The 23,123-nt window shown below is 64.3% G+C and carries 19 protein-coding genes; 11 read left to right on the forward strand and 8 right to left on the reverse strand.

The window, feature by feature from the left end; all coding sequences use genetic code 11:
• Positions 1-8: 8 nt before the first annotated feature.
• The gene (locus ACE3PU_RS02045; RefSeq protein ID WP_374386136.1) at positions 9-797 is read right to left on the reverse strand and encodes a sulfotransferase family protein; all 789 of its coding nucleotides are present in this window, start codon (positions 795-797) and stop codon (positions 9-11) included.
• A gap of 498 nt (positions 798-1,295) precedes the next feature.
• Here ACE3PU_RS02045 and ACE3PU_RS02050 point away from each other — a divergent pair, with 498 nt between their 5' ends.
• Both ACE3PU_RS02050 and ACE3PU_RS02055 read left to right on the forward strand, forming a co-directional pair.
• Positions 1,296-2,405: a methyltransferase domain-containing protein gene (locus ACE3PU_RS02050; protein ID WP_374386138.1), complete on the forward strand. Its 1,110-nt coding sequence runs from the start codon at positions 1,296-1,298 to the stop codon at positions 2,403-2,405.
• A 683-nt stretch (positions 2,406-3,088) separates the two neighbouring features.
• Positions 3,089-3,961, forward strand: a complete 873-nt coding sequence (locus tag ACE3PU_RS02055) for a hypothetical protein (protein WP_374386139.1) — start codon at positions 3,089-3,091, stop codon at positions 3,959-3,961.
• Between the two features lie 6 nt (positions 3,962-3,967).
• On the opposite strand, the gene ACE3PU_RS02060 is transcribed toward ACE3PU_RS02055, so the two are convergent.
• Together ACE3PU_RS02060 and ACE3PU_RS02065 are read right to left on the reverse strand one after the other, a co-directional pair.
• Positions 3,968-4,699 (reverse strand): hypothetical protein, encoded by a 732-nt coding sequence (locus ACE3PU_RS02060; RefSeq protein WP_374386141.1) that lies wholly within the window; start codon positions 4,697-4,699, stop codon positions 3,968-3,970.
• Positions 4,699-7,155, reverse strand: coding sequence for a glycosyltransferase (locus ACE3PU_RS02065; protein ID WP_374386143.1), 2,457 nt, complete (start codon positions 7,153-7,155; stop codon positions 4,699-4,701). The genes ACE3PU_RS02060 and ACE3PU_RS02065 overlap by 1 nt, the downstream gene beginning before the upstream one ends.
• 113 nt (positions 7,156-7,268) lie before the next feature.
• Here ACE3PU_RS02065 and ACE3PU_RS02070 point away from each other — a divergent pair, with 113 nt between their 5' ends.
• A complete protein-coding gene (locus ACE3PU_RS02070; protein WP_374386145.1) occupies positions 7,269-9,755 on the forward strand; it encodes a glycosyltransferase family 2 protein in 2,487 nt (828 codons plus the stop codon).
• Between the two features lie 62 nt (positions 9,756-9,817).
• Here the strand turns inward: ACE3PU_RS02070 and ACE3PU_RS02075 are convergent, their stop codons facing one another.
• Positions 9,818-10,552: a sulfotransferase gene (locus tag ACE3PU_RS02075; RefSeq protein WP_374386147.1), complete on the reverse strand. Its 735-nt coding sequence runs from the start codon at positions 10,550-10,552 to the stop codon at positions 9,818-9,820.
• Positions 10,553-10,962: 410 nt separating this feature from the next.
• Here ACE3PU_RS02075 and ACE3PU_RS02080 point away from each other — a divergent pair, with 410 nt between their 5' ends.
• The 6 genes from ACE3PU_RS02080 (at position 10,963) to ACE3PU_RS02105 (ending at position 17,526) form a co-directional block, all read left to right on the forward strand.
• Positions 10,963-12,375 carry a hypothetical protein gene (locus tag ACE3PU_RS02080; RefSeq protein ID WP_374386149.1) on the forward strand — a complete coding sequence of 471 codons (1,413 nt, stop codon included), beginning with the start codon at positions 10,963-10,965 and terminating at the stop codon, positions 12,373-12,375.
• 104 nt (positions 12,376-12,479) lie between these two features.
• Positions 12,480-13,172, forward strand: coding sequence for a hypothetical protein (locus tag ACE3PU_RS02085; RefSeq protein ID WP_374386151.1), 693 nt, complete (start codon positions 12,480-12,482; stop codon positions 13,170-13,172).
• Positions 13,169-14,083 carry a glycosyltransferase family 2 protein gene (locus tag ACE3PU_RS02090; protein ID WP_374386153.1) on the forward strand — a complete coding sequence of 305 codons (915 nt, stop codon included), beginning with the start codon at positions 13,169-13,171 and terminating at the stop codon, positions 14,081-14,083. Before ACE3PU_RS02085 ends, ACE3PU_RS02090 begins: the two co-directional genes overlap by 4 nt.
• Positions 14,084-14,129: 46 nt before the next feature.
• Positions 14,130-15,905, forward strand: coding sequence for a GspE/PulE family protein (locus tag ACE3PU_RS02095; RefSeq protein WP_374386155.1), 1,776 nt, complete (start codon positions 14,130-14,132; stop codon positions 15,903-15,905).
• Entirely contained in the window at positions 15,902-17,107 is a 1,206-nt protein-coding gene (locus ACE3PU_RS02100; RefSeq protein WP_374386157.1) for a type II secretion system F family protein, read from the forward strand. The genes ACE3PU_RS02095 and ACE3PU_RS02100 overlap by 4 nt, the downstream gene beginning before the upstream one ends.
• Entirely contained in the window at positions 17,107-17,526 is a 420-nt protein-coding gene (locus tag ACE3PU_RS02105; protein ID WP_374386159.1) for a prepilin-type N-terminal cleavage/methylation domain-containing protein, read from the forward strand. Before ACE3PU_RS02100 ends, ACE3PU_RS02105 begins: the two co-directional genes overlap by 1 nt.
• Here ACE3PU_RS02105 and ACE3PU_RS02110 read toward each other — a convergent pair.
• The 3 genes from ACE3PU_RS02110 to ACE3PU_RS02120 all read right to left on the reverse strand — a co-directional run bounded on the left by ACE3PU_RS02110 (position 17,523) and on the right by ACE3PU_RS02120 (position 21,026).
• Positions 17,523-19,757 carry a secretin N-terminal domain-containing protein gene (locus ACE3PU_RS02110; protein WP_374386161.1) on the reverse strand — a complete coding sequence of 745 codons (2,235 nt, stop codon included), beginning with the start codon at positions 19,755-19,757 and terminating at the stop codon, positions 17,523-17,525. The two genes, ACE3PU_RS02105 and ACE3PU_RS02110, sit on opposite strands and share 4 nt — an antisense overlap.
• 124 nt (positions 19,758-19,881) lie before the next feature.
• Positions 19,882-20,367: a hypothetical protein gene (locus ACE3PU_RS02115; protein WP_374386163.1), complete on the reverse strand. Its 486-nt coding sequence runs from the start codon at positions 20,365-20,367 to the stop codon at positions 19,882-19,884.
• Positions 20,367-21,026: a hypothetical protein gene (locus ACE3PU_RS02120; RefSeq protein ID WP_374386165.1), complete on the reverse strand. Its 660-nt coding sequence runs from the start codon at positions 21,024-21,026 to the stop codon at positions 20,367-20,369. The genes ACE3PU_RS02115 and ACE3PU_RS02120 overlap by 1 nt, the downstream gene beginning before the upstream one ends.
• A gap of 114 nt (positions 21,027-21,140) precedes the next feature.
• Between ACE3PU_RS02120 and gspG the strand changes: the two genes are divergently transcribed.
• Positions 21,141-21,665: a type II secretion system major pseudopilin GspG gene (gene gspG / locus ACE3PU_RS02125; RefSeq protein WP_374386167.1), complete on the forward strand. Its 525-nt coding sequence runs from the start codon at positions 21,141-21,143 to the stop codon at positions 21,663-21,665.
• On the forward strand, positions 21,637-22,131 hold the full coding sequence (locus ACE3PU_RS02130) for a Tfp pilus assembly protein FimT/FimU (protein ID WP_374386169.1): 495 nt from the start codon (positions 21,637-21,639) through the stop codon (positions 22,129-22,131). Before gspG ends, ACE3PU_RS02130 begins: the two co-directional genes overlap by 29 nt.
• On the opposite strand, the gene ACE3PU_RS02135 is transcribed toward ACE3PU_RS02130, so the two are convergent.
• The gene (locus tag ACE3PU_RS02135) at positions 22,079-23,122 is read right to left on the reverse strand and encodes a hypothetical protein (RefSeq protein ID WP_374386171.1); all 1,044 of its coding nucleotides are present in this window, start codon (positions 23,120-23,122) and stop codon (positions 22,079-22,081) included. The two genes, ACE3PU_RS02130 and ACE3PU_RS02135, sit on opposite strands and share 53 nt — an antisense overlap.
• Position 23,123: the final 1 nt, after the last annotated feature.

A 23,123-nucleotide genomic window follows, 5' to 3' on the forward strand; every position in this document is an offset into this window, starting at 1 on the left:
GACCGTCTTTACGGGAACAAGCTGCAAGCCTCATCGAACTTCCAGCGAAGTTCATCCAAGTTATCCTGGATCGCCGCGTCGTGGCTGAAGTTCACCAATCCGCTGAGGCAATCCCAAGCGTGTGTGGTCCAGGGATGAAGATCGATGTCAGACGTCGTCTGACGAACCAGCTCCGGTGACAAGAACTCGTCAACGGGGGACGGCTGGTCGAGATGGTCGAGTTCAAGCCCCAGCCCTAGTTTCGTATCGATTTGTCTCACCTGATCGCGCCACCCGCCGAGAAACGCTCGCCAATGCACGAAGTGCCGCGGCAGGTCCCGACTGGACCTTTCCGCGTCGAGCACATGACGCAACCAGAGGCGGCCGCCTTCCTCTAGCCTCATGTCATTACGAGCCGCCAAGGAGGTCGCCACCTCAACAGGGGAGCGCAGCGGGCAGATGACCTTTATGCGGTAGCCGACGTCCTCCAAGAGCCCAGACCAGAACGGGAGGAAACGGCAGATACGCGGATCCTTGAGCACGATCAGGGAAGCATCCTGGAACTCGTCGACCAAGCATGCCCGCGCTTCGTCCACCAAGTTCGGTTCAGCTTCGAGTGCTGCGCTGAGGTTGAAAGGTCGCCAATCTCTCCAGCTTGATCCGCCCGCCGCCAGCAAACGGTCGTGCAAAAGCATCAGCGGCTGGCTTTCCCAGAACCCCTTGGGGTTGTCTTCAGCCGCCGGCATCAAGGTCCGAGGCGAGGCGGCGCCCAGAAGCGACAGCGCGCCGGTTACAGACGACGTGCCGCTACGATGCATGCCCAGCACGACAATCGCCCTCTTATCCCCCATCAGCGCCCCTGCTGGCTAATCAACTGAGAAGTGATCTGAGGCGTTACACCCAAGTCTCCTGCCACGCACCGTCCTTGCTCGTTCATCGTTTGGCGGATAACGCGAGCTGCAGCCGAAGTCACGTTATGATGCGATGCGTGCACAGAGTTCGCGCATTGCCGTGGACCGCCACGCTAACGAAGAGCATCGCGAGGGCGGGATAGCTCACGAACATCCGAGGCAGCCTCGTCGCTCCTGATAATTCCCGAAATCACCGCATTGCTTGGCCCAGTCGGGCCATCGACTAGTACCACGGCTGGCGCCTTCGTGGTCGAGCAGACCAAAAGAGCTGGATTGATACGCTGCACCGCACCGCTTTTCGCTTCATCAACCTAAGGCTGCTCTAGCGAAAACTAAAAGTTGACGCCGTCAGCACTCCGGCGTTAGGCCGCTGGGAGCCGCTTCGGGAGCATTGAGGGTAAGTCAATGAGCGATAGCTATCCGGTTGATTCGACCAGTTCTGAAAACGCTGCCTTCGTCACGGCCGCCTACAGACAGTTCCTTGGTCGCCAGCCAGACCCAGCCGGGCTTGAAGACTGGATCGCTCGGCTTGATGAAGGAATGCCTCTTGATGTGTTCAGAGGACACATCATCGCCAGTCAAGAGTTCCACACGCGATCTGACGAGGAACAACTTGCGGCGCTTAGCGTAGTCGGCGAAGGAAGCCCCCGCCGTTTCTGCCTTGATGATGTGGAAACCGTCAATGCTGCCTTGAACACACCCGCCTTCAAAAACAGTGTTCAAGGAGGAACGTTTAATCTCCCCTCCAACTTTGACCCATGGCTTGATCCTCGCAGCGACGCTTATCGCGAGCAACAACTCCAGCTATGGAGAACCATCACACAGCGACAGTCGTACAATCCCGCTGTAGACGAGGACACGCCCGAAGTCTCTCATGCCGATGTGTTCTTTCGACCGGCATTCTATGGAACGGGAGATACATTTGTGGCGGGCGATCACCTCATGGCCCTTGGCCACATGTTGCGTCAGGGTGGCCTACGAGCCGGCAGCCGCGCGTTGGAATATGGCGCCGGTTTCGGGCAGATTGCCTTAGCATTCGCGAGGACGGGCGTACATGTAGACACGGTCGACATCAACCCCGCCTTCAGCGCGGCCGTTTCACAACTTGGCGAACGGTATAACGTAGAACTCAAAGGTCATGTAGGTGTATTTGGCGACAACCCGCGCGGTGAGGACTCTTTCTATGATCTGGTCTATTTTTACGAAAGCTTCCACCACTGTTTCGACTTTTTCAATGTCATACCAAGGCTACGTCGCATGCTGAAGCCTGGCGGTAGGGTAATGATGGCGGGAGAGCCTATCATGACCTCCCAATCCCCCCTGCTGCCCTACCCTTGGGGCGTACGGCTTGATGGAGAAAATGTCTGCATAATGCGGCAGCGCGGTTGGATGGAATTGGGATTCCAAGAAGATTTCTTGGTGTCGTGCTTCAAATCAGAGGGATTCAAGCATACGAAATACCCCCTCGATTTGTACCACTACTGCACTATTCACTCATTTGAATTACATGTTTAGATATTCGCGACTATATATTACTCCATTTGCAACTCTTCGTCAATTGAGCACGCGACGGTGCTGGGCTGCAAGTCAAAAAGTGTGAACCATCGCGAATGATGGACTGAGTAATGAGGAACCCATAGTTGACGCGTTCCAACAAAACCTTCCATGGAGATGCAACCTCGCTGCGGCGGCGCCTCGGAGACCATGCGGGGCGATAGATCTGGTCCATGACGTGCTCGCAGAATGCGAGCCATTCCGCTCGTCAGTCTAAGCTCACCGGAGATCGAGCCCCATATCTGGGGAAAGTCCTCGCAATGATGTTTCAGAAGCGCATGCCAGCCCCGAACTTATCGAGGTTCTTGCAAGTTAAGTTTCCTGCGGATACTGCGCTACCTTAGCACGCCATATTAGGGCGCGCCCTCCTTCCACGACGTCCAGTCCGCATCTGCGTGCTGGGTGGGCGGCCGCCCTCATAATGAGCCTGCATTGAGCCAATAAACACTCTGCTCAAGCGCTTCTGCAATTGCCTTTCAAGAGGTGACTCTGACCGTTGGTCAGATCGATCGCATCGGCAGGAATAAATCGTTCCCGAACAAACAAAACATTGGGGCCCGCTTTGATCATCAGCGATTTCTGCTAAGCCCGCATGACTGTCCGACGGACCCGTCCGGCGGGCCTCTCACATGTTGGAGCATGCCTTGACCACCACCTTCGTTCAGACCTCCGACGCCTTCAAGTACGCCGAGATGGTGGGGCTCACCTCACGATCCGTAACCGCGTACGCGGCGGCCAAGGGTCTGCAGTACGAAATGTTCCTCGGCATCAAGAAGGGCGCTCACCCGTGGCAGGCGACGTTCAACCGCGTCTTCATCCTTGATGAAATGATCGAGCGAGGCGTGACAGGGTGGGTGTGCTATATGGACGCCGATGCTTGGATCGAGGATCAATCGTTCGATCTAGAGCGCTATCTCGATGCACATGCGGATCGCGCCGCCATATTCACGTCATCCCTGGCGTCAGATAATTGGTGGGACGTTAACGCCGGCGTATTCTTCTTGAACCTGTCCAATGAAGTGGGCGTGAGGTTCGCTAAGGAATGGAAGGCGCGCTGCCTCGAGGCGTGGCCACGCATCGAGCATGTGACGAACTTCCCCCAAGGCGGTCCTGACGATCAGTCCATCCTGCACGAAATTCTGGCCGCTTCGTCCGAGTATGAGGCCGCAATCTGGGTAGAATCCCCCGACCTGATCAACTCAGCCTGGGCGACCTTCATTCGCCAGCACCTGCGTTCGAACTCCACCGATCTTCGTTCCCGTGTCGCCCACATTCGGGAGGAGATTTCCCGTATCCTGGATTCAGGATCAGCGAACGAGGGAACCGCCTTGGGCGGAAGCGCCTTGGACATCGTGGCGGGGCTGTACGAGGGCATCCTAGGCCGCCCTGCGGATGGCGGATCCGAGAACCCATATATTAAAACCGTGGAACGGCGAGGCGTTCGCGATGGCGTCTCCACAGTCGCGAACTACATGATCAATAGCGACGAGTTTCGCTCAAAGCTCACGCCCGGCTAGGGGGTTTCAGTTCGTCGAGTCCAAGCTTTTGTGGATGACCGCCATCTTCGGATAGACGGCCCCGTGTGAGAAAGGCTGGTTGAACACGGTCGCGAACGCGATGTCTGCACCAAGCTCTTGCAGCCCACCTAGCTCCGGCGCCGAGAACTCGGGCAGTTGGCCGGTTTTGAACCAGTTGTCGATCACGTCACTGGTTTTGTGCGTGGTCGGCAGCTGGTCCTCGTAATAGGGGGACTGCCACTGCAGATCTTCAATAATGTAAAGACCTCCAGGGCGAAGCTTCGGAAATAAGACCTTAAAGGCAAGCTGTTGATGGAAAGAGGCGTGAGACCCATCGTCAATGATGAGATCGAACAGCCCCAAAGCCGCCGCCTTCTCGAGATCCGACGCTACCCCGCTGTCGCCGCGAACGAAAGTGAAGCGTGGGTGCTCGACCCATGAGAAGTCGCTGATGTCGAAGCCCCGCACCTGGGCTTCGGGGAAGAACTTCAGCCACATGTCGACCGAGGGCGCGGTACGGACGACCCGATCAACATCGCCGCCCACCTCTGGCCCCCCCGCCATTAGGCCGATCTCCAGCATGTTCGTCAGGCTGTGCCGGTGCGGCTGGAGCAGCATGTCATAAATGCGGGTGTAATGGTGGGGAGAAGGATGACCGGATGTGCCCTTATCGGAGCCGGAGGCATTCGCCAGGTCCGTAAGGCTTACCGTTTCGTTCTTCCAACCCACCGCGGTCATCAGCTGTCCAATCCTGGCAGACGTCCACCACCCAAAGCGATCGCCTCCATGAGATTGGCGCGCGAAAGCAAATCGTCTGTATCACATATCATGAAACCAAAGACACCCAAGCCGCCCTTTCGGGTGTCCCGTCCATTCGTCGTGGCAGCGAAGTCATCGTAAGCCCCTCCGTGAAGACCGACCACGAGTTCTCCCGAGGCCTGCGCATCGACGGGCACGTTCACAACACACCAAAGGTTCTGCTGAGGAGCGAGCATTCCCTCCTCGGCCGTGACGCCGCCCAACGCGATGCGATAGGGTTGTGAACGCGCGCTTAGCCCAAGCAGGCGCACATAAAGACGCTTTGGCTTGCCGATGGAGTCAGGTTCAAAGCGTAATTTGAGGACGCCCCCCTCGGGCTTGGTCCAATTGCCCCAGTCGTCTGGGAACCACCAACCAGTTCCGCTGCGGAAACGTTCGCCCGATTCCATTGTCCTATGGATGGCTAACGCCTCGGTTCGGTTGAGAGGGTAGTAGCGTCCCAGCGTCGGCACGTGAGAGGCAGGCAGTGCGTCCCTCTCCCCAGCGGTGAACCAACTCAGGAGGCGCTGTTCGATGTCCTCTCCCAACTCCCGCCATGGTCGCGGTTGGAAGTTCGAAAGGATGTTCTGCTCTCGCTCCCTCCGGTAGGGGAGGTCGAACATCAGCCGCTCCAGCTTCTGTATGAACTCGGCCTGGTCCCCGACCCGGAAATAGTCGGCGAAGTCACCGCCGGCCTCAGGCAGTGACGACGAGTCTGACAAGAGCGCGGCCTTGCCGTAACAGAAGGATTCCGTCACCGGCAGCCCCCATCCCTCATAGGTGCTCGGATAGAGGGTGAAAGCGCTCGCCTTGTAGAGGTTAGCCAAGTCGGGATCGGAGACCCCTGAGACAATCATCACCTTGCTCTGCAGGTCCTTGTCTGCCTCGAGCTTGGAGAAGACGGCGTCGTTCAGCCAGCCGCGGTTGCCGACGCAGACCAACTTCAGCACATCAGACGCGCCACGCCGGCGGATCAAGTCCTGCCACGCCTTGAACGCGCTGAGGTGGTTCTTTCTGGACTCAATCGTCGAGACGAAAAGCACATACTGCCCCTCGACCAAACCATATCGCGACAAGGTTTGGGCGGTAGGGACGGATATGGTCGGCTTCCGAAAATCCGCGTTCAGGCGAACGACGTGAATATTCTGGGGTTCGAGGGCATACCCAAGTTGCTCGGCGACCGTAATCAGATCTCGTTTCGAAGCTTCCGAGTTAGTCAGGAAGTGATCCGCGTGAGCGAACACCCCGAGGGCCCAACTGATAAAATCCTGCGTCAGCTCCTTTACGCAATGCTCCGGCGTCATGACAGGAATCATGTCGTGAACGAAGGGAACGTATCGGACGCCGTACAGCTCCTTGGCGCGTCGGACGTGGAGAAAATAGTTCTGGAGCCACCAAGAGGTTCCCAGATTTACAAGGCAGGCGCCTTCCTGAAACCGGAACTCAGGTGAGAGCTCGGTGACTGCTCTCAGAGACTTGACCACACTGGACCAATTCTCATCCGCCACATCTCCGCTTTCCAGCGAAAGTTGACACAGCCTCAGGAAGATATCGGCGGGAACCTCTGACCATAGGTCACGATTCTTCGAAAAGGTGCAGACGGCGACGTTTGATCCACCGCCTTCTCTTGTAAGGAGATTGGAGATCACCTCTATCTGGACGCGCTGAATGCCAGTCGGAAGGCGGGCGACATTAAAGAAGCCCACGAGGTCGGAAACGTCAAAAACTATCTGAAGGCCGTCCGAAGCGCGTGTCGGATTGTCCCCACGCTGGCCGAGCTTAGCCTCGATTGATCGTATGCTTTCGGCCAAGGCTTGTATGGAGGCCGAATTGGCCGCCCGCAAAGACGGCTCCAAGCGCGCGATCGCAGCGTCCAGCTGCGCAGAGATTGACATGTGGTCGCTGCCGGTCGTCAAGGATGAACCCCACCTCTTCGCTAGACGTCCCGCCCGCTCGGTATCGACGTCAACGCCCTGCGAGATGAGCTCCATAACGGCCTCTAGGGGATAGCGCTGACTTGGATCGATTTCAGCGGCGTCGAGGTAGTGCCCCGCCGCCTCTGGAAGACGCTTCTCGAGGCGCCGCAGGTGTCCCATCTGCACGTGAGTGTCGTAAACACGAGGCTCCAACTTCAGCGCCTGCCGATAAGCCTGTTCGGCGCCGACCAGATCTCCAGCCTCTTTGCGAGCGTGACCCAACTGCACCCAAATATCGGCGCGCTCCGGCTTGAGCTTCAGGGCCTCGCCATATGATTCCGCCGCTCCCAGCCAGTTTTGCGCATCGCGAGCGGCGTCCCCGGCCTTGATATAGGGCCTGGCGCTCGGTTTCTTGAAAAGCGATTTAGCTAGCAAGTTCACAGCCTCAGTCGTGCGCAGTCGAATAGCGGCGTTCTCCACGTGGGTCGCTGCAAGTCAATCCGCTTCGGGGTAATTTCGGTGTAGGTGCGAAAGGTTTTGGCTACACACCGGCCAATGCTAGGCGGAGCGCAGCAGAGGGGCAAGGTTCGAAGATGCATGGCGAGAAGTCCACTGGCGCACACGCGCCCGCCACGCGGGAGGATGTCGTCGCCATCTACGCCTTCGCACTCGGGCGCACACCGGATGAAGAGGCGGTGCAGGCTTTCATTGGCCACGATCTGCCATTCGTCATCGGCGTCTTCTTCGATGGACCCGAGTTTCGAGATCGCGTGAGTTCACCCCTCGCCGAACGGCGACCGCCAGCGGGCGGTCTGTTCGCCGAGGACGTGCCGGCTTGGGTGCGAACCTGGCTTGCCGATCGGCTGCCGGTTTCAGCGGCCGCGGCCGAAAGGCTTCGGGAAGAGAGATTCTGGCCAGCGGTTTACCAAACGCTGTTCACAGATCAGAACTTCCAGGCGTGGTCGGGCCTCAGCCCCGTCCGCCCGTTTACCTCGGATGCGTGGGACGGGTTGACCTACATCACCGACAACGCAGGGCTCTTCAGAAGAAGCGCTGAGGTCGAGAACGTCGACGCCGACTGGGTCCAGGGTTGGGCTGTGGACAGGCAGGCGTTCGACCGGGCCCTACGGGTTGAGCTTTGGGTGGATGGGCGGTTCGTGTCCTCGACCATTGCCGACGGTTTCCGGCGCGATCTGCAGGATCGATTTGGAGGAAGCGGCGCCTTCGAGTTCAGATTGCCTCACCCCGGCTTCCCGAACCGGCGCACGGCCTCGTTGGAAATCCGCGACGCAGAGACGGGTCGCAGTCTAGCGACAGCGACCCAAACCGGCCTGCCGAACGGGTCAGAGGCCTACGATGCGCTCGTGTCAGAAGTCCGAAAGCTGCGCGAGTCGCTCGACCGTATCCAATCGGCCCTGCCGACAGCGATATCTCGGCTCGGCTTCCCGCTGTCGGAGTATGGAGAGTACGCCGCCGCCTATGGATGCGCTGGAGGCGCTGAGCTGTCGGGCGGCGAAGGGCGGCGCGTCCTGGTGTCGCTCATGGCCGAGGGGGCGGGGCCGGACGAGGTTGAAGACGCCGTTCGGTCAGTCCTCGACCAGACGCACCAGCGCTGGGCGGTGGAAGTGACCGGGCTTGATGCGCACGGCGAGCAGCAATTGCGTTCCCTCAGGTTCCGCTTGGCGGGAATGGGACTTCCTGCGGATCAGATATCGGCAGCAGGCGAGGACGCGAACCGGACATACGATATCTGCCTCCTCATGCCGGCGGCCAGCCTCTTGGCGCCGACGGCTCTGGCGAGTTTTTCGTCCGCCTTCGAAGACGAGGCTGTAATGGCCGTCTACGCCGACTCCGATGTCTTCGCCCCTGGGGGCGAAGCGGCTCGTCGGCACGACCCACAGCTCAGGCCGGACTTCGACTTCGATCTGTTATGCCAGTGGCCCTACGTCGGAGACTGCGTCGCCTTCAGGGCCGGCGCAGCGCCCGCCGAACTCCATGATCGGCTGGTCCCGGCGGCGACGGTTCTGCGCCTGGCGGAAGAGGGGGGACGGATTGCGCATATCCCTGCCGTCTTGACCTCGCATCGCGCTCGCCCCCCGGTAGACGCCGTCATCTGGCGGGACCATGTCCGAAAGGTTCTGGGCGATGCGCCAGGATTGTCGATCGAGCTGGGTCACGACATTTTCGGGGCGGACGTGGAGGGCGCCGTTCGCGTGAAGCGCCGTCCGGCGTCACGGGTGGTGAGCGTGATCGTGCCGACGCGCAACGCCTTGGAGCTTCTCAAGCCGTGCTTGGACAGCGTTCTGAGATCGGCGGCGGACAACGCCGTCGCGCTGGACCTCATCGTGATAGACCACGCGAGCGACGACGCTCAGACGCGCGCCTACTTGAACGACTTGCAGGATCAGAGCCTGGTCCGCGTCCTGCCGTACGACGGGCCGTTCAACTGGGCGCTGATGAACAACCTGGCGGTCGAGCAGGCCCTCGGCCAGGTGCTCGTTTTCCTGAACAACGACACCGTCGTCATCAGTCCGGACTGGCTGGATGAACTGGCGTCCCAGGCCGAGCGGGCGGACGTCGGCTGCGTCGGCGCTCGCCTTCTCTATGAGGACGGCTCGATCCAGCACGCGGGCTTCATTGCACGAGACCGAGAAGCCAACTTCCTCATCCATGACGGCGTCGGCGCGCCCGCCGCGAACCCGGGCTATATGGGCCGACACGCCCTGACCCATCAGGCCGTCGCCGTGACCGGGGCCTGCCTGGCGATCGAAACCAAGAAGTTCCTGGCCGTCGGCGGCTTCGACGCGGCGCATTTCCCGGTCGAAGGCAACGACGTCGACCTGTGCCTGCGCGCCTGGAGCCAGGGCCTCAAGACCCTCTACGACCCCCACGTCTCGCTTTACCATCTCGAGTCCAAGAGCCGAGGTTTCAGCCGGGACGGCGAGCGCCTGAAGGTGGCCGAGGCGGCGGGTCGCCTGCTCTGGCGACGCTGGGGCGAACGTTTCCGCCGAGATCCCTTCTTCAATCCCCGCTTCGATCGAGAAGCTCGTCCCTTCACGCGCCTGCGGCCGTGGCCCTGACAGGTTCATGGCGTCTGCGACGCCGAAGCGATCGCGGCGACGGTTTAGGGACGGCCCTTCGGTTAATCGAACGCCAAGCCCGTCAGGGCGCGCAGTTCTTCTAGATCGTCGCGATAGAGCGCGTTCAGATACGCCCTGTCGTCCTCTCCGATCACCTCCGTGTCGGCCGAGACGTTTCGCCGTTCAGGGGGAACCGCACCCAGAGGCGGAACCCCCAGGAAGTCGGTCACCCGCGCCAGCGTCGCCTCGGGCTGCGCCGACAGATCGTCCTGGCGCAGGATCAGCAGCCGCTCCCAGCCGAACAACGACGCCAGGTGCTTCAGCTGGCGGGCGTAGAAGCCGCGCTCCACATAGCTGAACCAGCGCGTCGCCATCGACTGAGCGCCTTCGTTCAGGATCCGCACCCGCCCCTCGCGGATCGCCTCGCCGAACGGCAGCGGTTCCTGCCCGCGACCGCGAATCATCTTCCAGTGCGAGTAGGCCCGCTCCGCCGGATCGCGCAGCAGGATGATGAACCGCATCTGCGGATTATAGGCCAGCATCCGGTATTGCGCCGGGGTCCAGAACAGGGTGACGGGCGTCGCGTCGCCCCTCAGTCGCCCGTCATCGTCCGCATAGGCCTGGTGCAGGATGTCGTAATCGGGCGTCCGCCAGTCCACGCCCGTCTCCCGGTCAAAGAAATGGCTCTCCTTGTCCCGCCCCATCGACAGGGCTGGATGCCGCCTCAGATAGGCGTCCAGGGCCGTGGTGCCGCATTTCTGCGCGCCGGCGATAGAAAACCCTAGCCGTTGGGACAAAGCATCACTCGATCAGGACACGGACATCGCCGCTCGCCGAACTACCGCAGGCGGTCACATTCCAAAAGAAGATTGTGACGCATAGATGTCGAAGCGTAACAATAAGAAACGCCCATCGATGTTCAGCGAGGCTATATGGCGCCGGATAAGCAGCGGTCCGACCACTCTTTGAAGCCGCTTGTTATAACTTCGTTAGGAAGCCCTAAGATCAGCGAGGGTCGAAGAAAATTAATAGTGGCGTGACGATGTTTCTTGGTCAAACAAGGTCTTGACGGCCCGAAGCGCGCGAGGGTAGGTATCAACTGCCGTGGGCGCAGCCTGTTCCCTTTCCGGGTTCCGAACTGTGACCGAAAGGCGTTCACTTGTTGGCTCGTCCACATCAAACGGTTTCACTGGGGACCCTATCCAAAATGACTAAGAAGCTTTTCCTCGCGGCCGCCTCGGTTGCCGCCCTCTCGTTCGCCGGCGCCGCCCAAGCCGGTTCGATCTCGGGCTATTTCGGCACCGACGTGACCGGCAACCAGTTCTCGGCTGCGACGGGCTCGGGCTCGAGCGCTGTCGCTGCTGTGACCTATCAGATTGCTTCGGAGCGCAACGTCACGGCGGCTGCTCCGGTCACGGGCACCATGGTCGCCACCAACACCCTGACCACTCCGATCGTCATCGGCAGCGGCGCCGCCACCCGTGACTACCTTGTCGAGTTCACCATCAACGGCGCCACCGTCGCTTCGACTGGTTTGGCGCTGGCGACCGGCCCGACCGCTCTGCCGACCGCCGCTACGCTGGTGAGCAACAACAATGGCGTCGTGACCTTCCTCGTTTCGGTTCCGGGCGGCTCCACCGTTGAGTCGTTCTCGCTGTCGGCGAACGTCAGCCAAAGCGCCAAAAACCCGATCACGGTTGCGAGCACCGTCACGGCTGTCATCGGCGGCAGCAACATCGTTGTTGACACGGCCTCCTCGACGGTTGCTTCGACCTATTCGCCGTACCTGAAGCCGATCTCGGCGACGTCGAACTCGCTGACGGCTGAACTGGCCACCACGCCTGGCGGCGACGACTATGTCACCATCGCTGGCTCGGGTACCGCCGAACTGGCTTCGGACTTCGAAGTGGTCAACACCGGCGAATACAACACCGATCTCGCTGGCACCGACGCCACCCCGGCTAACGTGCTCGGCGCTGCGACCCTGACCGTTCGGGGACCGGTGATCAACTCCGACGTGACCGTCAATTTCGACCCGGCGACCGGCACGGCGGCGGCTACCTCGCCCGCCAACACCTCGGTTCGCAACCTCACGGCCGGTCAGGCTCAAGCGTTCGCTGCTGGCTCCACCGATCTGGACATCATCAACAACGGTGCTGACGAGTTCGTGGCTGGCACCTACACCGTGACCTGGGCACCCACGGTTCAAACGGGCTTCACCGCTCCGGCCGCTTCGACGACCGACGCCGGCACGATCGAGCTGGAAGGCACCAACTTCACGGCGCCTTGGGTTTCGGGCACCGGCCTGGCCACCAGCGTGATCCGCGTCAGCAACAGCAACAGCTCGGACTCCGCCCCGGTCACCATCCGCATGATCAGCGGCACGCAAGTCGTCAACGGCGTCGCCACGCCGTTCGTCAGCACGGCCGCTCCGCTGGTTCTGAGCGGCGTGCCGGCTAACGGCGACCTGCAAGTCACCAGCGCTCAACTGGTGGCTCAGTTCGGCAACTTCACCCGCGCCGACTTCCGCGTCACGATCAACCAGGAAGACACCGGCCTGGTTGCCAAGCTGCGCAACACCCGCGACGGCCAAACCTTCGAGCAATCGCTGGCCGACTAAGTCCAGGCTCACGCCTGAACTGGGAAAGGGAGGGCTTCGGCCCTCCCTTTTTCTTTGCGCGACGCCGGGTTAAGTCGCCTTACCGTCGGCAAGCCGAGATCCTCATGCCATCTGCCCCTCCCGCCGCGCCCGTCGCCGTCATCGGCATGCATCGGTCCGGCACGTCCTGCCTGGCGGGCTGCCTTGAGGACCTGGGCCTGAACCTGGGCGAGGTGAACACCGCCGCCCCGCACAACAAGAAGGGCAATCGCGAGAACCCGCGCTTCTGGCCCATCCATGACGCCGTCCTGGCCCGGGTCGGCGCCGCATGGGATGATCCGCCCGGCGAACCGATCGCCTGGACGCGGGACGAGATCGCCGCCCTCAGGGCCGTTCTGGCCGATTATGACGCCCTGCCTCGACCCTGGGGCTTCAAGGACCCGCGCGCCACCCTGCTGCTGGACGGCTGGTTCGAGGCCCTGCCCGAGCTGCGGCTGACCGCCTCCATTCGCCATCCCCTGGCCGTCGCGGGCTCCCTGGCCGCCCGCAACGGCTTCGACCGAGAGCGCAGCCTGCAAATCTGGTCGGCCTATAACCGCGCCGTCCTGCGCTGGCGCGACCTGACCGGCCTGGCCGTTATCGACTATGACGCGCCCGACTATGAAGCCCGTGTCCGCACGGTCGCCGCCGCCCTGGGCCTGGATGCGACGGCGCCGATGCCTTTCCGCGCCGAGGAGCTGAACCACCAGCGCATCGCCGATCCCGCGCCGCCCTCGGTCGCCGACCTCTGGGCCGCCCTGCAGGACGCCGCACGATGAGCCGCCCGGCCCTGTCCATTGTCGTCATCGGCTTCGACATGGCGCGCGAACTGCCGCGCACCGTCACCTCCCTGCTGCCGCCCTACCAGCGCGGCGTGGCGCCTGACGAAGTCGAGATCATCGTCGTCGACAACGGCTCGACCCAGCCGTTGCGACGCGAGCTGTTTCCGGCCGAGGCGGACGTGCGGGTGTTGCGTGTCGATGAGGGCGGCGTATCGCCCTGCCGCGCCATCAACCAGGGCGTGGCCCTGGCCCGCGCCGAGCACGTCGCCCTGATGATTGACGGCGCCCGCATGGTCTCGCCCGGCATGATCCGCGCCGCCTTGGACGCCGCCGCCCTGCACTCCCGCGCCTTCGTCGCCACATTGGGCTTTCACCTGGGCCCCAAGGTCCAGCAGGTCTCAGTCGAGGAAGGCTACACCCGCGAGGTGGAGGACCGTCTGCTCGCCGATATCGGCTGGCCGCAAGGCGACGGCTATCGCCTGTTCGAAATCTGCGCCCTGGGCGAAAGCTATGCGATGGGCGTTCTGGTTCCGCCCACGGAGACCACCTTCTTCGTCATGAGGAAGGCGATGTTCCAGGCGATCGGCGGCTATGACGAGCGGTTCGTCCAACTGGGTGGCGGTCTCGCCAGTTTCGACTTCTTCCGCCGCGCCGTCGAAGCGGCTGGCGACGGCTTCATCATGCTGGTCGGCGAGGGCACCTTCCACCAGCTCCACTACGGCGCGACCACTCAGGCCGGCGGCGTACGTCGTGAGGTGGACCCCGGCGTGTCGCTGGGCGACCTGTACGGGCGGGAGTACGAATCGATCGTGGGCCAGCCCTATCGCCGGGTGGATCACATGCCGTTGCTGGTCGGACGGATCACCCACCCGTCCGTGCCGCGCCTGTTCTTCGCCACGGCGGGCTAAGGTCGCGACACGGTTCACAGCGCGCGCTATAAGCCGGAACGCCGTCTTGAGCTCAGAGTCCCTCTTGCCCGCCGACACCCTCGCCGAACCCGTCGCCATCCGCTTTCCCGCCCCGCCCGCGCCGCGCCGGCGACTGGGCGAGGAGCTGATCGCGCGCGGCATGATCCGCGAGGCGGACCTGGCCAACGCCCTGGCCCTGCAGGGGCAGAACGGCGGCCTTCTGGGCCTGAACCTGGTGCGGCTGGGCGCCGTGTCAGAGGCGCAGTTGCTGGAGGTGCTGTCCGAACAGCTGGACCTGCCGATCCTGCTGCCCGAGGACGGGCCGCGCCCCGACCAGGTCGCCGCCTTCCTGGCCGAGATCCGCTCTCCCCTGAACTGGTGGGCCGAGCACGAGGCCGTCGCCTGGCGCGAGGACGGGACCGAAGCCGCGCCCGGCCGCATCCTCTGCGCCGCCGTCCAGCCGCTGCAGCCCAGCCTGAGCGAACGCATCGGCCAGGGCGCGGCCGATCCTGTCGTCTTCATGCTGGCCCAGCGCTCGCTGATCGAGGCCCTGACGCAGGACCTGCACGCCGACGCCGCGCCCCTTCTGGACGGCGCCCTGGGCGGCGGGGCCGACGCCGCGCGCCTGCGCGAACTGGCGCAGGAGGCGCCGACCATCGACTTCGTCAACGCCGTCTTCGCCGAGGCCCTGACGCGCCGCGCCTCCGACGTGCACGTCGAGCCCTATGAGGACCGCTTCCTGGTGCGTATGCGCATCGACGGCGTCCTGACCACCGCCCGCGCCGCGCCGCGCGCCAATTTCGAAGCCGTGGCCTCGCGCATCAAGCTGCTCAGCGGCATGGACATCGGCGAGCGCCGCCTGCCCCAGGACGGCCGCCAGTCGGTGCGCGTCTCGGGCCAGGAGGTCGACCTGCGCGTCTCCACCCTGCCCTGCTCCTGGGGCGAATCGATCGTGCTGCGTCTGCTGGGCAAGACCAGCCGCCTGCCCGAACTGTCCGAACTGGGCGTCGGCGCCCAGCAGGAGAAGACCCTGCTGGAGCTGTCCGAACATCCCAACGGCGTCTTCCTGATCACCGGCCCGACGGGCTCGGGCAAGACCACCACCATCTATCGCCTGCTCAGCCACCTGAACGACGGCGAGCGCAAGATCATCACGGTGGAAGACCCGGTCGAGCTGGACCTGCCGGGCGTGATCCAGGTGCGGGTGCGCGCCGACATCGGCCTGACCTTCGCCGCCGGCCTGCGCTCGATCCTGCGCCAGGACCCGGATGTCATCATGGTCGGCGAAATCCGGGATCCCGAGACGGCCCGGATCGCCGTCCAGGCGGCCCTAACGGGCCACTTGGTCATTTCGACCGTCCACACCAACACGGCGCTGGCCGCCGTGCCGCGCCTGCTGGATCTGGGGATCGAGGACTATCTGCTGGCGGACGTTCTTCGCGGCGTCGCAGGCCAGCGGCTGGTGCGTCGGCTGTGCGACTGCGCCCGGCCGTCGACGGCCGAAGAGGCGGCGGTTCACGAGCAGTCGATCCCCGCCCATCTCCGTGTCGTCGCCGATGCGGAACCGGCCGCCTGGCGCGAGGCCGTCGGCTGTCCCCGCTGCGGCCAATCCGGCTACCGCGGCCGGATCGGGGCCTATGAGATCGCGCCGGCCTCTCCGGCCCTGATCCACGCCCTGCGCGCCTCGGCCGACGAGGACCAGTTGACCGCCATCGCGCGGCAGGACGGCTTCCTCAGCTTCGGCGACGACGCCTTCCTGAAGGCTCGTCGCGGCCTGACCACGTTGTCGGAGGTCCACCGCATCGTGGGCGGTGGAGAGTGACGGCCCAAACCTTCCAGTATCAGGCCATCGACCGTCAGGGCGCCCTATCCCGCGGCGTGCTCAGCGCCGCCGACGAGGCTTCCCTGGTGCGTCGCCTGTCGGCGGAAGGCCTGACCGTTCTCAAGGTCTCGCCCGCCGTCGCCCCGCGCGGCGAGGGCCAGAACCGCGCGCTGAAGCCGGGCGAGCGGGTGCTGGTGCTGCGCCAACTGGGCCTGATGCTGGAAGCCGGCGTCTCGCTGCTTGAGGCGCTGGAGACGGTCGCCCAGGGCATGCAGTCGCGCAAGGGGAGGGCCCAGTTCCAGGCCGCCATCGCCGCCTTGCGTCGGGGCGACTCGCTGGGCCAGGCGCTGGAGGAGCACGCCCCGGGCTTTCCAGACTATCTCTACGCCATGGCGCGCGTGGGCGAGGCCTCCGGCCGGATCGCCGAAGTGCTGAAACAGGCCGCCGAGCAGATGGCCTACGAGGATCGTCTGCGACGGGAGTTCGCAAACGCCATGACCTACCCGGCCTTTCTCCTGACGGCCGGGCTGGGCGCGGTCGCCTTCATCTTCACCCAGGTTGTGCCACGCTTCGGCGCCATGATCGGCGAAGATCGCAGTCGCGTCCCGACGATGTCGCGGTGGGTTCTGTCGGCGGGCGAATACGCCAACGCCCACATTGGCCTTGTGGGCGTCGTATTGGGGGCGCTGGTCGCCCTGGCGGTGGTCATCGCGACCAATCCCGCTATCAAGTCCCGCGCTTACACCCTCGCCCACGGTCTGCCCGTCGTCGGCGGCGTGATCCAGGCCCGGGAGATCGCGGCCTGGGCGCGCCTGACTTCGTTCGCCTTGACCAACGGCGTGCCGATCCTCTCGGCCGTCGCGCTGGCCCGCGCGGCCGTGCCGATCGGACCCTTCCGACAGGGGCTGAACCGGCTGGAAGGCGACCTGAAGGCCGGCCTGACGCTGGACGCCTCCCTGGCGGCACATACCAAGCTGGAGGCGATGGACCTGAGCCTGCTGCGCGCCGGCCAGCGCTCGGGCGCGATCGGCGCCATGTTCGGCTTCATGGCCGACAACTACGAGAACCGACTGCGCGACAGCATGAAGCGCATGACCTCGCTGCTGGAGCCGACGGCGATCGGCGCCATCTCGCTGATCGTCGGCTTCGTCGCCCTGTCGTTGGTCCTGGCCCTGTCCAGCGTCTACGAAGGCGTCGTGTGATGCGTCGTCCCCGCGAGGGTTTCAGCCTGATCGAGGCCCTGGTCGCGCTGAGCATCGCCGCCATGACCCTGACGGCCATCTTCGAGCTTCAGCAGCAGATGATCCGAGGCCAACGCCGCGCCGCCGACGCCATGGAACAGGTGGCGGCGCAGGAGAACGCCCTGGCCCTCACTCGCGATCTGAACCCGATCGAGGAGCCGCAGGGCGCCATTCAACTGCCGGAAGGCGACACCATCCGGTGGTCGTCCGAACCCAAGACAGAGATGCGCACCAACGCCGGCTTTCCCACCGGCGACGGGATGTTCCAGGTTCAGCTGTTCACCGTCACGGTCGAGATCGAGCGCCGCAACGGCCGATCACCCGCCCCGCTGGTGTTCGACCGCATGGGCTGGCGTCGGATGACGGGCGAGGGCTTCTAAAGTCCTTCGGCCGGGGCCGAAACCTCGGCGTCATCCGAAAGATCGACTGGCGCCTCGGGAAGCGAATCAGAGAAGGTCTGGGCCGAACGCCCGCGTCGCGGCAGCAAGGTCGGCGTCTCTGACGCTGGCAGCGGGCTCGGCAGATCCAGACCCAGGCCGCGGAATCGGGGACTGATCGACCAGGGCGTAAGCGTGTAGGACCAGCCGCGCCCGGTGCGGAAGGCGGCGTTCATGCTTTCCGCATACTCATCGGCGAAGTCGCCCATGTCCTCGTCGCCGCGCACAATATAGGGCGTGACCAGAAGCAGAAGTTCGGTGCGCGTGCCGCTGACCGTATTGCTCTGAAACACGGAGCCGATGACGGGGACGTCCTTCAGGAATGGAATCCCCGCGTTGTTCTTGCGGTAGTTGTTGCCGATCAAGCCGCCCAGGACTCCGGTCCAGCCGTCGCGAATGGCGATCTGCGTCGTAAGGCTGCGGTTCAGGATCGGAGGGCTGCCGATCTGACTGCCCGCGGGGGGGTCGCCAGCCTCGGAAAGCTCCTGATTGATCGTGACGTCGACACGGTCGCCGTAGACCACTGGGGTGATCTCCAGGATCGTGCCGGTCTGGCGATATTGGACGCTCTGCAGGATGTCCGTGTCGCCGTCCGAGCTGCTGTCAGAAGCCCGCTGCGACGTGATGATCGGCACGTCGGAGCCGACCTGGAAGCGGGCGGTCCCTCCGCTTCGGGTCACGAGCTGCGGCCGCTGAAGGATGTTCACCCTGTTATTGGAAGCGTTCGCCACCAATCTCGCGCGGAAGTCCGCTCCGGTGAAGGTGAATACGCCGGCGCCGGCGCCGATGTCCAGACCTTCCGTCGAACCGGTCAGAACGCCGTCACCTCGCGTCTCGGTTCCAAACAGGTTAACGCCGATGCTCGTGGAGTCGGTGAGCGTCACCTCGGCGATCATGACTTCAACCACCACCTGCGGCGCAGGAGTATCCAACGTGGTCAGCAGGGTGCGCAGTTGGGCGTAGTCGCTGGCTGTGCCGGTGAAGATGATGCGGTTTCCGATCGGGTCCGTCAGAAGGCGTCCCCCAAGGAAGGTTCCGGAGGTGCTTTGCGAACTCTGACCGCTGCCGGAACGGTTCACTTGGCGCTCAGCGGCTTGAGTTTCAGTCGCCGGCGGAGCCCCCGGCACCCCCACCGGCGGCTGCGGCTGGCTGGTGGTGGGCGCCTGGCCCATGGCCAGTTGGCCCAGCGACTGGGCGTCGGTGTTGCGCACGTTGTAGACGAAGGTGCTCGCCTTATCGCCCAGGGCCGCAGGTCGATCCAAGGCGCCGACCCAGTAGTTCACCCTGTCCAGCAGTTCGGGATCCTTGGTGAAGACCAGGATCTGGTTCGCCTGCGGAAAGGCCAGGATCACGATCGAGCGTCCGGCCAGGGCCTGGCGACTGACGATGTAGCCCTCGGTCGTCAGCGTCTGTTCGAGCGAGGTCGCAAGAGCATCGGCGGACCAGTAGATCGGCTCGATGCGCAGCACGTCGGCGCCGGCGAAACGCGGCTGATCGATCTCGCGCAGGGTTCGCACCACCTGAGCCACATCGCGGGCCGACCCCGAGATGATCAGGCTGTTGGTGAGTGGATCGGGCGTGATGCGCGCGCCGCCCAGGTTGGGGAAGAGATCGCTCAGCAAAGACTGCAGCACGTTCACTTCGATGGTCTGAACGTTGAAGAACTGGACCACGCGCCCCGCCGAAGGCGGATTCGACCGATCCCGCACGATGGTGCTGCCGATGGCGCCGGTCTCGCTGGAACCGATCGTCACGGACCCGCCGTCTATGAAGACGTCCACGCCGTATTGCTTCAACGCCTGCTGCGTCAGGCGGAACAGGGCGCGCTTGCTGATCAGCCCGCCGGTGCCGCCGGCGATGACCTCATTGCGGCCGGCGACGCCGCTCAGGGAATAAGGCACATTCAGCACGCCGCCGAACACCGTGGCGGCGAACTGCGGAATCGACTGCGGCGCCAACGTCGCGTCCACGGGCTCGTCGGGAACAAGGGCGGCGATCTCCGCCTCGGTCGCGGGTTGGCGTCGCGATGTCTCCGCCGCGCGCCCCGGAATGGGAAGGCGTTCGGCCGGTTGGCGCTGTCCCGCGACCGTCGCGTCCGAGCCGCTAGGCAAGATGTCGCCTTCGTTGGAGGAAGCCTCCAGCTCCGAACTCGGCGTCACGGGAGTGGCGGTCATGGTCGGAAAGGCCGCGCATCCGGCCAGAAACATCATCGGCCCCAGGCAGGCGGCCGCCATGAGTGATCCGTTGCGTCCACGGGAGCGGCGCGCGTTGCGGTTCGACATATCCAACTCCTGCACCCTAGCCATAAAGACGGATCACGCGCGTCTCGCGGCCCTTCTTTAATGTCACGGCGTAATTTGTGATCTCGCTGATCCGCCAATCATCCCCAAAGCGGTCGCCGACGGCCATAGCCCTGATTTGCGGCCCCGGCGCGGCGGGGTCGCGGACCAGCGCCGTCAACGCGCCCGTCGCCGGGTCGCGCTCTATGCCGCCAAGCGCCTGCTTGAAGACGACGGCGACATCCGGAGGGGGCGGAGGCGGCGGGGGCGGAGGCGGTGGAGGCGGTGGCGGCGGCGGCGGAGGCGGCGGCGGATCGGAGCGCAAGGTTCGCAGGAAGCGCACCGCGGCGGATGCGCTCTCGCCCGGACGAAGCACCGGGGCGTCGTCGCCGCCGCCATTACCGCGCCGCACCGCCGGCGGCTCTTCCGGCCGCCCAGGCGACTGCCACCCCAGAAGGAAGGCCGCGAACAGGAACAGCGGCAATAGAAAAGGCGCCCACCGCATCAGGCGGCCCCCTCGTCCTGATCCGCGGCGCCGCCGGGCAGGATCACAGGGAAGGCCAGCCGGATTCGCACCTTGCCGCCGGCCGGAGGCAACTGAACCTCGTCCTGACGCCGCTGCTGAATCTGGAATGGCGACACCGGCGTCATCTCGTAGTCGAAACCGACCACGCGGAACCCTTCGGGCCAGGCGGAAACCCGATCCAAGAAGGCGAAGGTCGGATTCCAGCGCAGGTCCGCCTGGATCTCCGCGCCCAGCCATTGGGTCGGTCCGATCGCCTCAATCTCGCTGTCTGTGGTGATGGAGACGTTCGTCATGCCCGCCTCGGTCGCAACCCTCGACAGTTGCTGCTCGATGCGGACTTGGGCGACGGCGACATTGGAGGCCTCGAAGCCCCAAGTCTTCATATCCTCAATCGCCAGATCGTCTGCGGCAGCGGCCTCGACGCGCCGGGCCGCACTGGCCGCCAGGCGGGCGCCGGCCCGCGCGGACAGCGCATCGACGTAGCGATCCTCCTGGCGAACGCGCCAGTCCGCCGCGCCGATCGGAGCATAGACCAGCGCGCCAAGCACCATGACAGCCAAGAGGACGCGCTCGCGCGGGGTGGTGCGCTGCAGCCGGGCGACCAAAGCACGGGCCTGCGTCCGGACGGACGTCCTCAATCCGGCAATGATGTCCTTCAATCCAGCCCCGCCGCACCGTTGCGCCCACTCGTTCACAATCGACGCGCGCACATCCATCCGCTATAGCAGCCGCGGGGCCGCGGTAATAGCTCCATGGTTACAAGGGCGTCCGGTTTGTCCATTCGCATCTCTCCTCGTCTCCGCCGCTCGGCCGGCCGCCTGTTCGCGCGCAACGCGTCGGCGCGGCAAGGTTTCAGCCTCCTTGAGATCCTGGTGGTGCTGGCGATCATCGCCATGTTGGCCGCCGTCGTCGGTCCTCGCCTTTTCGCTCAACTGGACCGTTCCAAGACGACGACCAGCCGGCTGCAGATTCGATCGATTGAGGCGGCGCTGGAAACCATGCGTCTCGACATCGGCCGCCTGCCGACAGAGCAGGAAGGTCTCGCGCTTCTGATGCAGGCGGATCCTCAGCAGGTGGCGGGCTGGTCGGGTCCATATCTGGACAAGGCGCTGCCCTCTGACCCGTGGAACCGCCCTTACGTCTATCAGCCGCCGGCCGCCGAAGCCGACGGCTCCCCTGGCGCGCCCGAGAACCGCGCGCGGGTGATCAGCTACGGCGCGGACGGCCAGGAAGGCGGCCAAGGCGCGAATGCCGACATCACTTCCGATCAACGCTAAGGATCGCCGCGCCGGCTTCTCCCTCATGGAGATACTGGTCGTGCTGGCGATCTTCGGCCTCAGCGCCGCCGTCATCATGCCCAGCACCTCGCGGATGCTGGATCAGGCGACGTCTCACGCCGTCTTCTTCGAATTCCAGAAGCAGGTCTCAGACTATCGCCGAGAGGCGAACCGCACGGGCGTCGCGATCCGCCTGGTCGATACCGGCGCTGCCGCCTCCTCCGCAACGCCCGCCACGGAGGCAGACGAGGCTGATGCGACGAGAACAGTGACGCTTCGTTCGCCGTGGCGTTACACCCTGGCTCCAGCGCTCGATATCGCCGCGGGCGGCGCCTGTTCAGCGGCGACGGCGAATTTGATCAATGGCGATCGCGTCGTGATGACCTTGCGGACAGCGAGCGGCGACTGCCGCTTCATCCGTCTGCAGTCAGGGGCGGCGCCGCCTCCCGGATCTTCATCTCGATGACCAGACGCTGGTTCTGTGCGTCGGTACGAGGGCGGATGTCGTAGAAGTAGCCCGAGCCCTCGAAGTCCGCGATCAGGGTGTCCGCAAGCGATACCGCGCTGTAGGGCAGCGTCATCGTCAGGGTCCCGCTTTCGGACTCCAGCGCGGTGGGCGTCAGATCATGAAAAGCGACGATGCCGATCGCGGCGCCGGCAGCGCTGAGCGGGTTGGTTTGCGCTTCCACCTCGGCATAGGCCGCTAGCCGGCGGCGCTCGGCGTCCAGGCCGCCCAGGTCGGCCGCTCGCGGCGTCGCCGCCTGTATTTCCGCCGTCTCCTTCTCGATCCGGTCGGCGTCGGAAGCGAGACGGGCGCCCTGGCCCAGTAAGAAAAGGCTGAGGCCAAAGGCGGTCAGAGCGACGACGGCCGCCCCGGCGCCGAGCAGCTGTTCACGACTGAGGTCGGCGGCCGACACGGCGAAGGCGGGCGCGCTGAAATCGATCGGCAGGGTCTGTGGCGGCGGCGGCGTCGCGGGCGCATCCTCGACGCCCCGCTGCAGCCGAGTGAAGGCGCTCCAGGAGGCGACGTCGAAGCGATCGCGCCGCCAGGCGGAGGCGATCAGCCGCCGTCCGCGCCACAGCTGGGCCTCGTAACCTTCGTCCAAACGCACAATGCGCCAGCCGTCCGCCGACGGTTGAGCCAAGGTCTCTGGCCGCACCATCGGCGCACCGGCTGCGCCGTAACGCGCCTGGAGCAGGGCGTTGACCCGCTCGGCGTCCCACCACCAGACGCCGAAGTCAGGACCGCTCTTCACCAGGGTGGAGCTGCTGATCAGATATGGCGCCCCCGTGCGGGCATGAAGCCGCGCGGCCTGCCCCCGTCGCCCGCGAGGCAGGTTCTCGGCCTGGAACAGACTAAAGGTTGTCAGATCTCGCGCGAGCAGCACAACGGCAGGGCGCAGCCGCCCGCCAGCGCCCCCGGGATGGACGGTGACCCAACGGCCATCAGCGGACACC

The sequence above is a fragment of the Brevundimonas sp. genome, from assembly GCF_041911375.1.
Taxonomy (GTDB): Bacteria; Pseudomonadota; Alphaproteobacteria; order Caulobacterales; family Caulobacteraceae; genus Brevundimonas.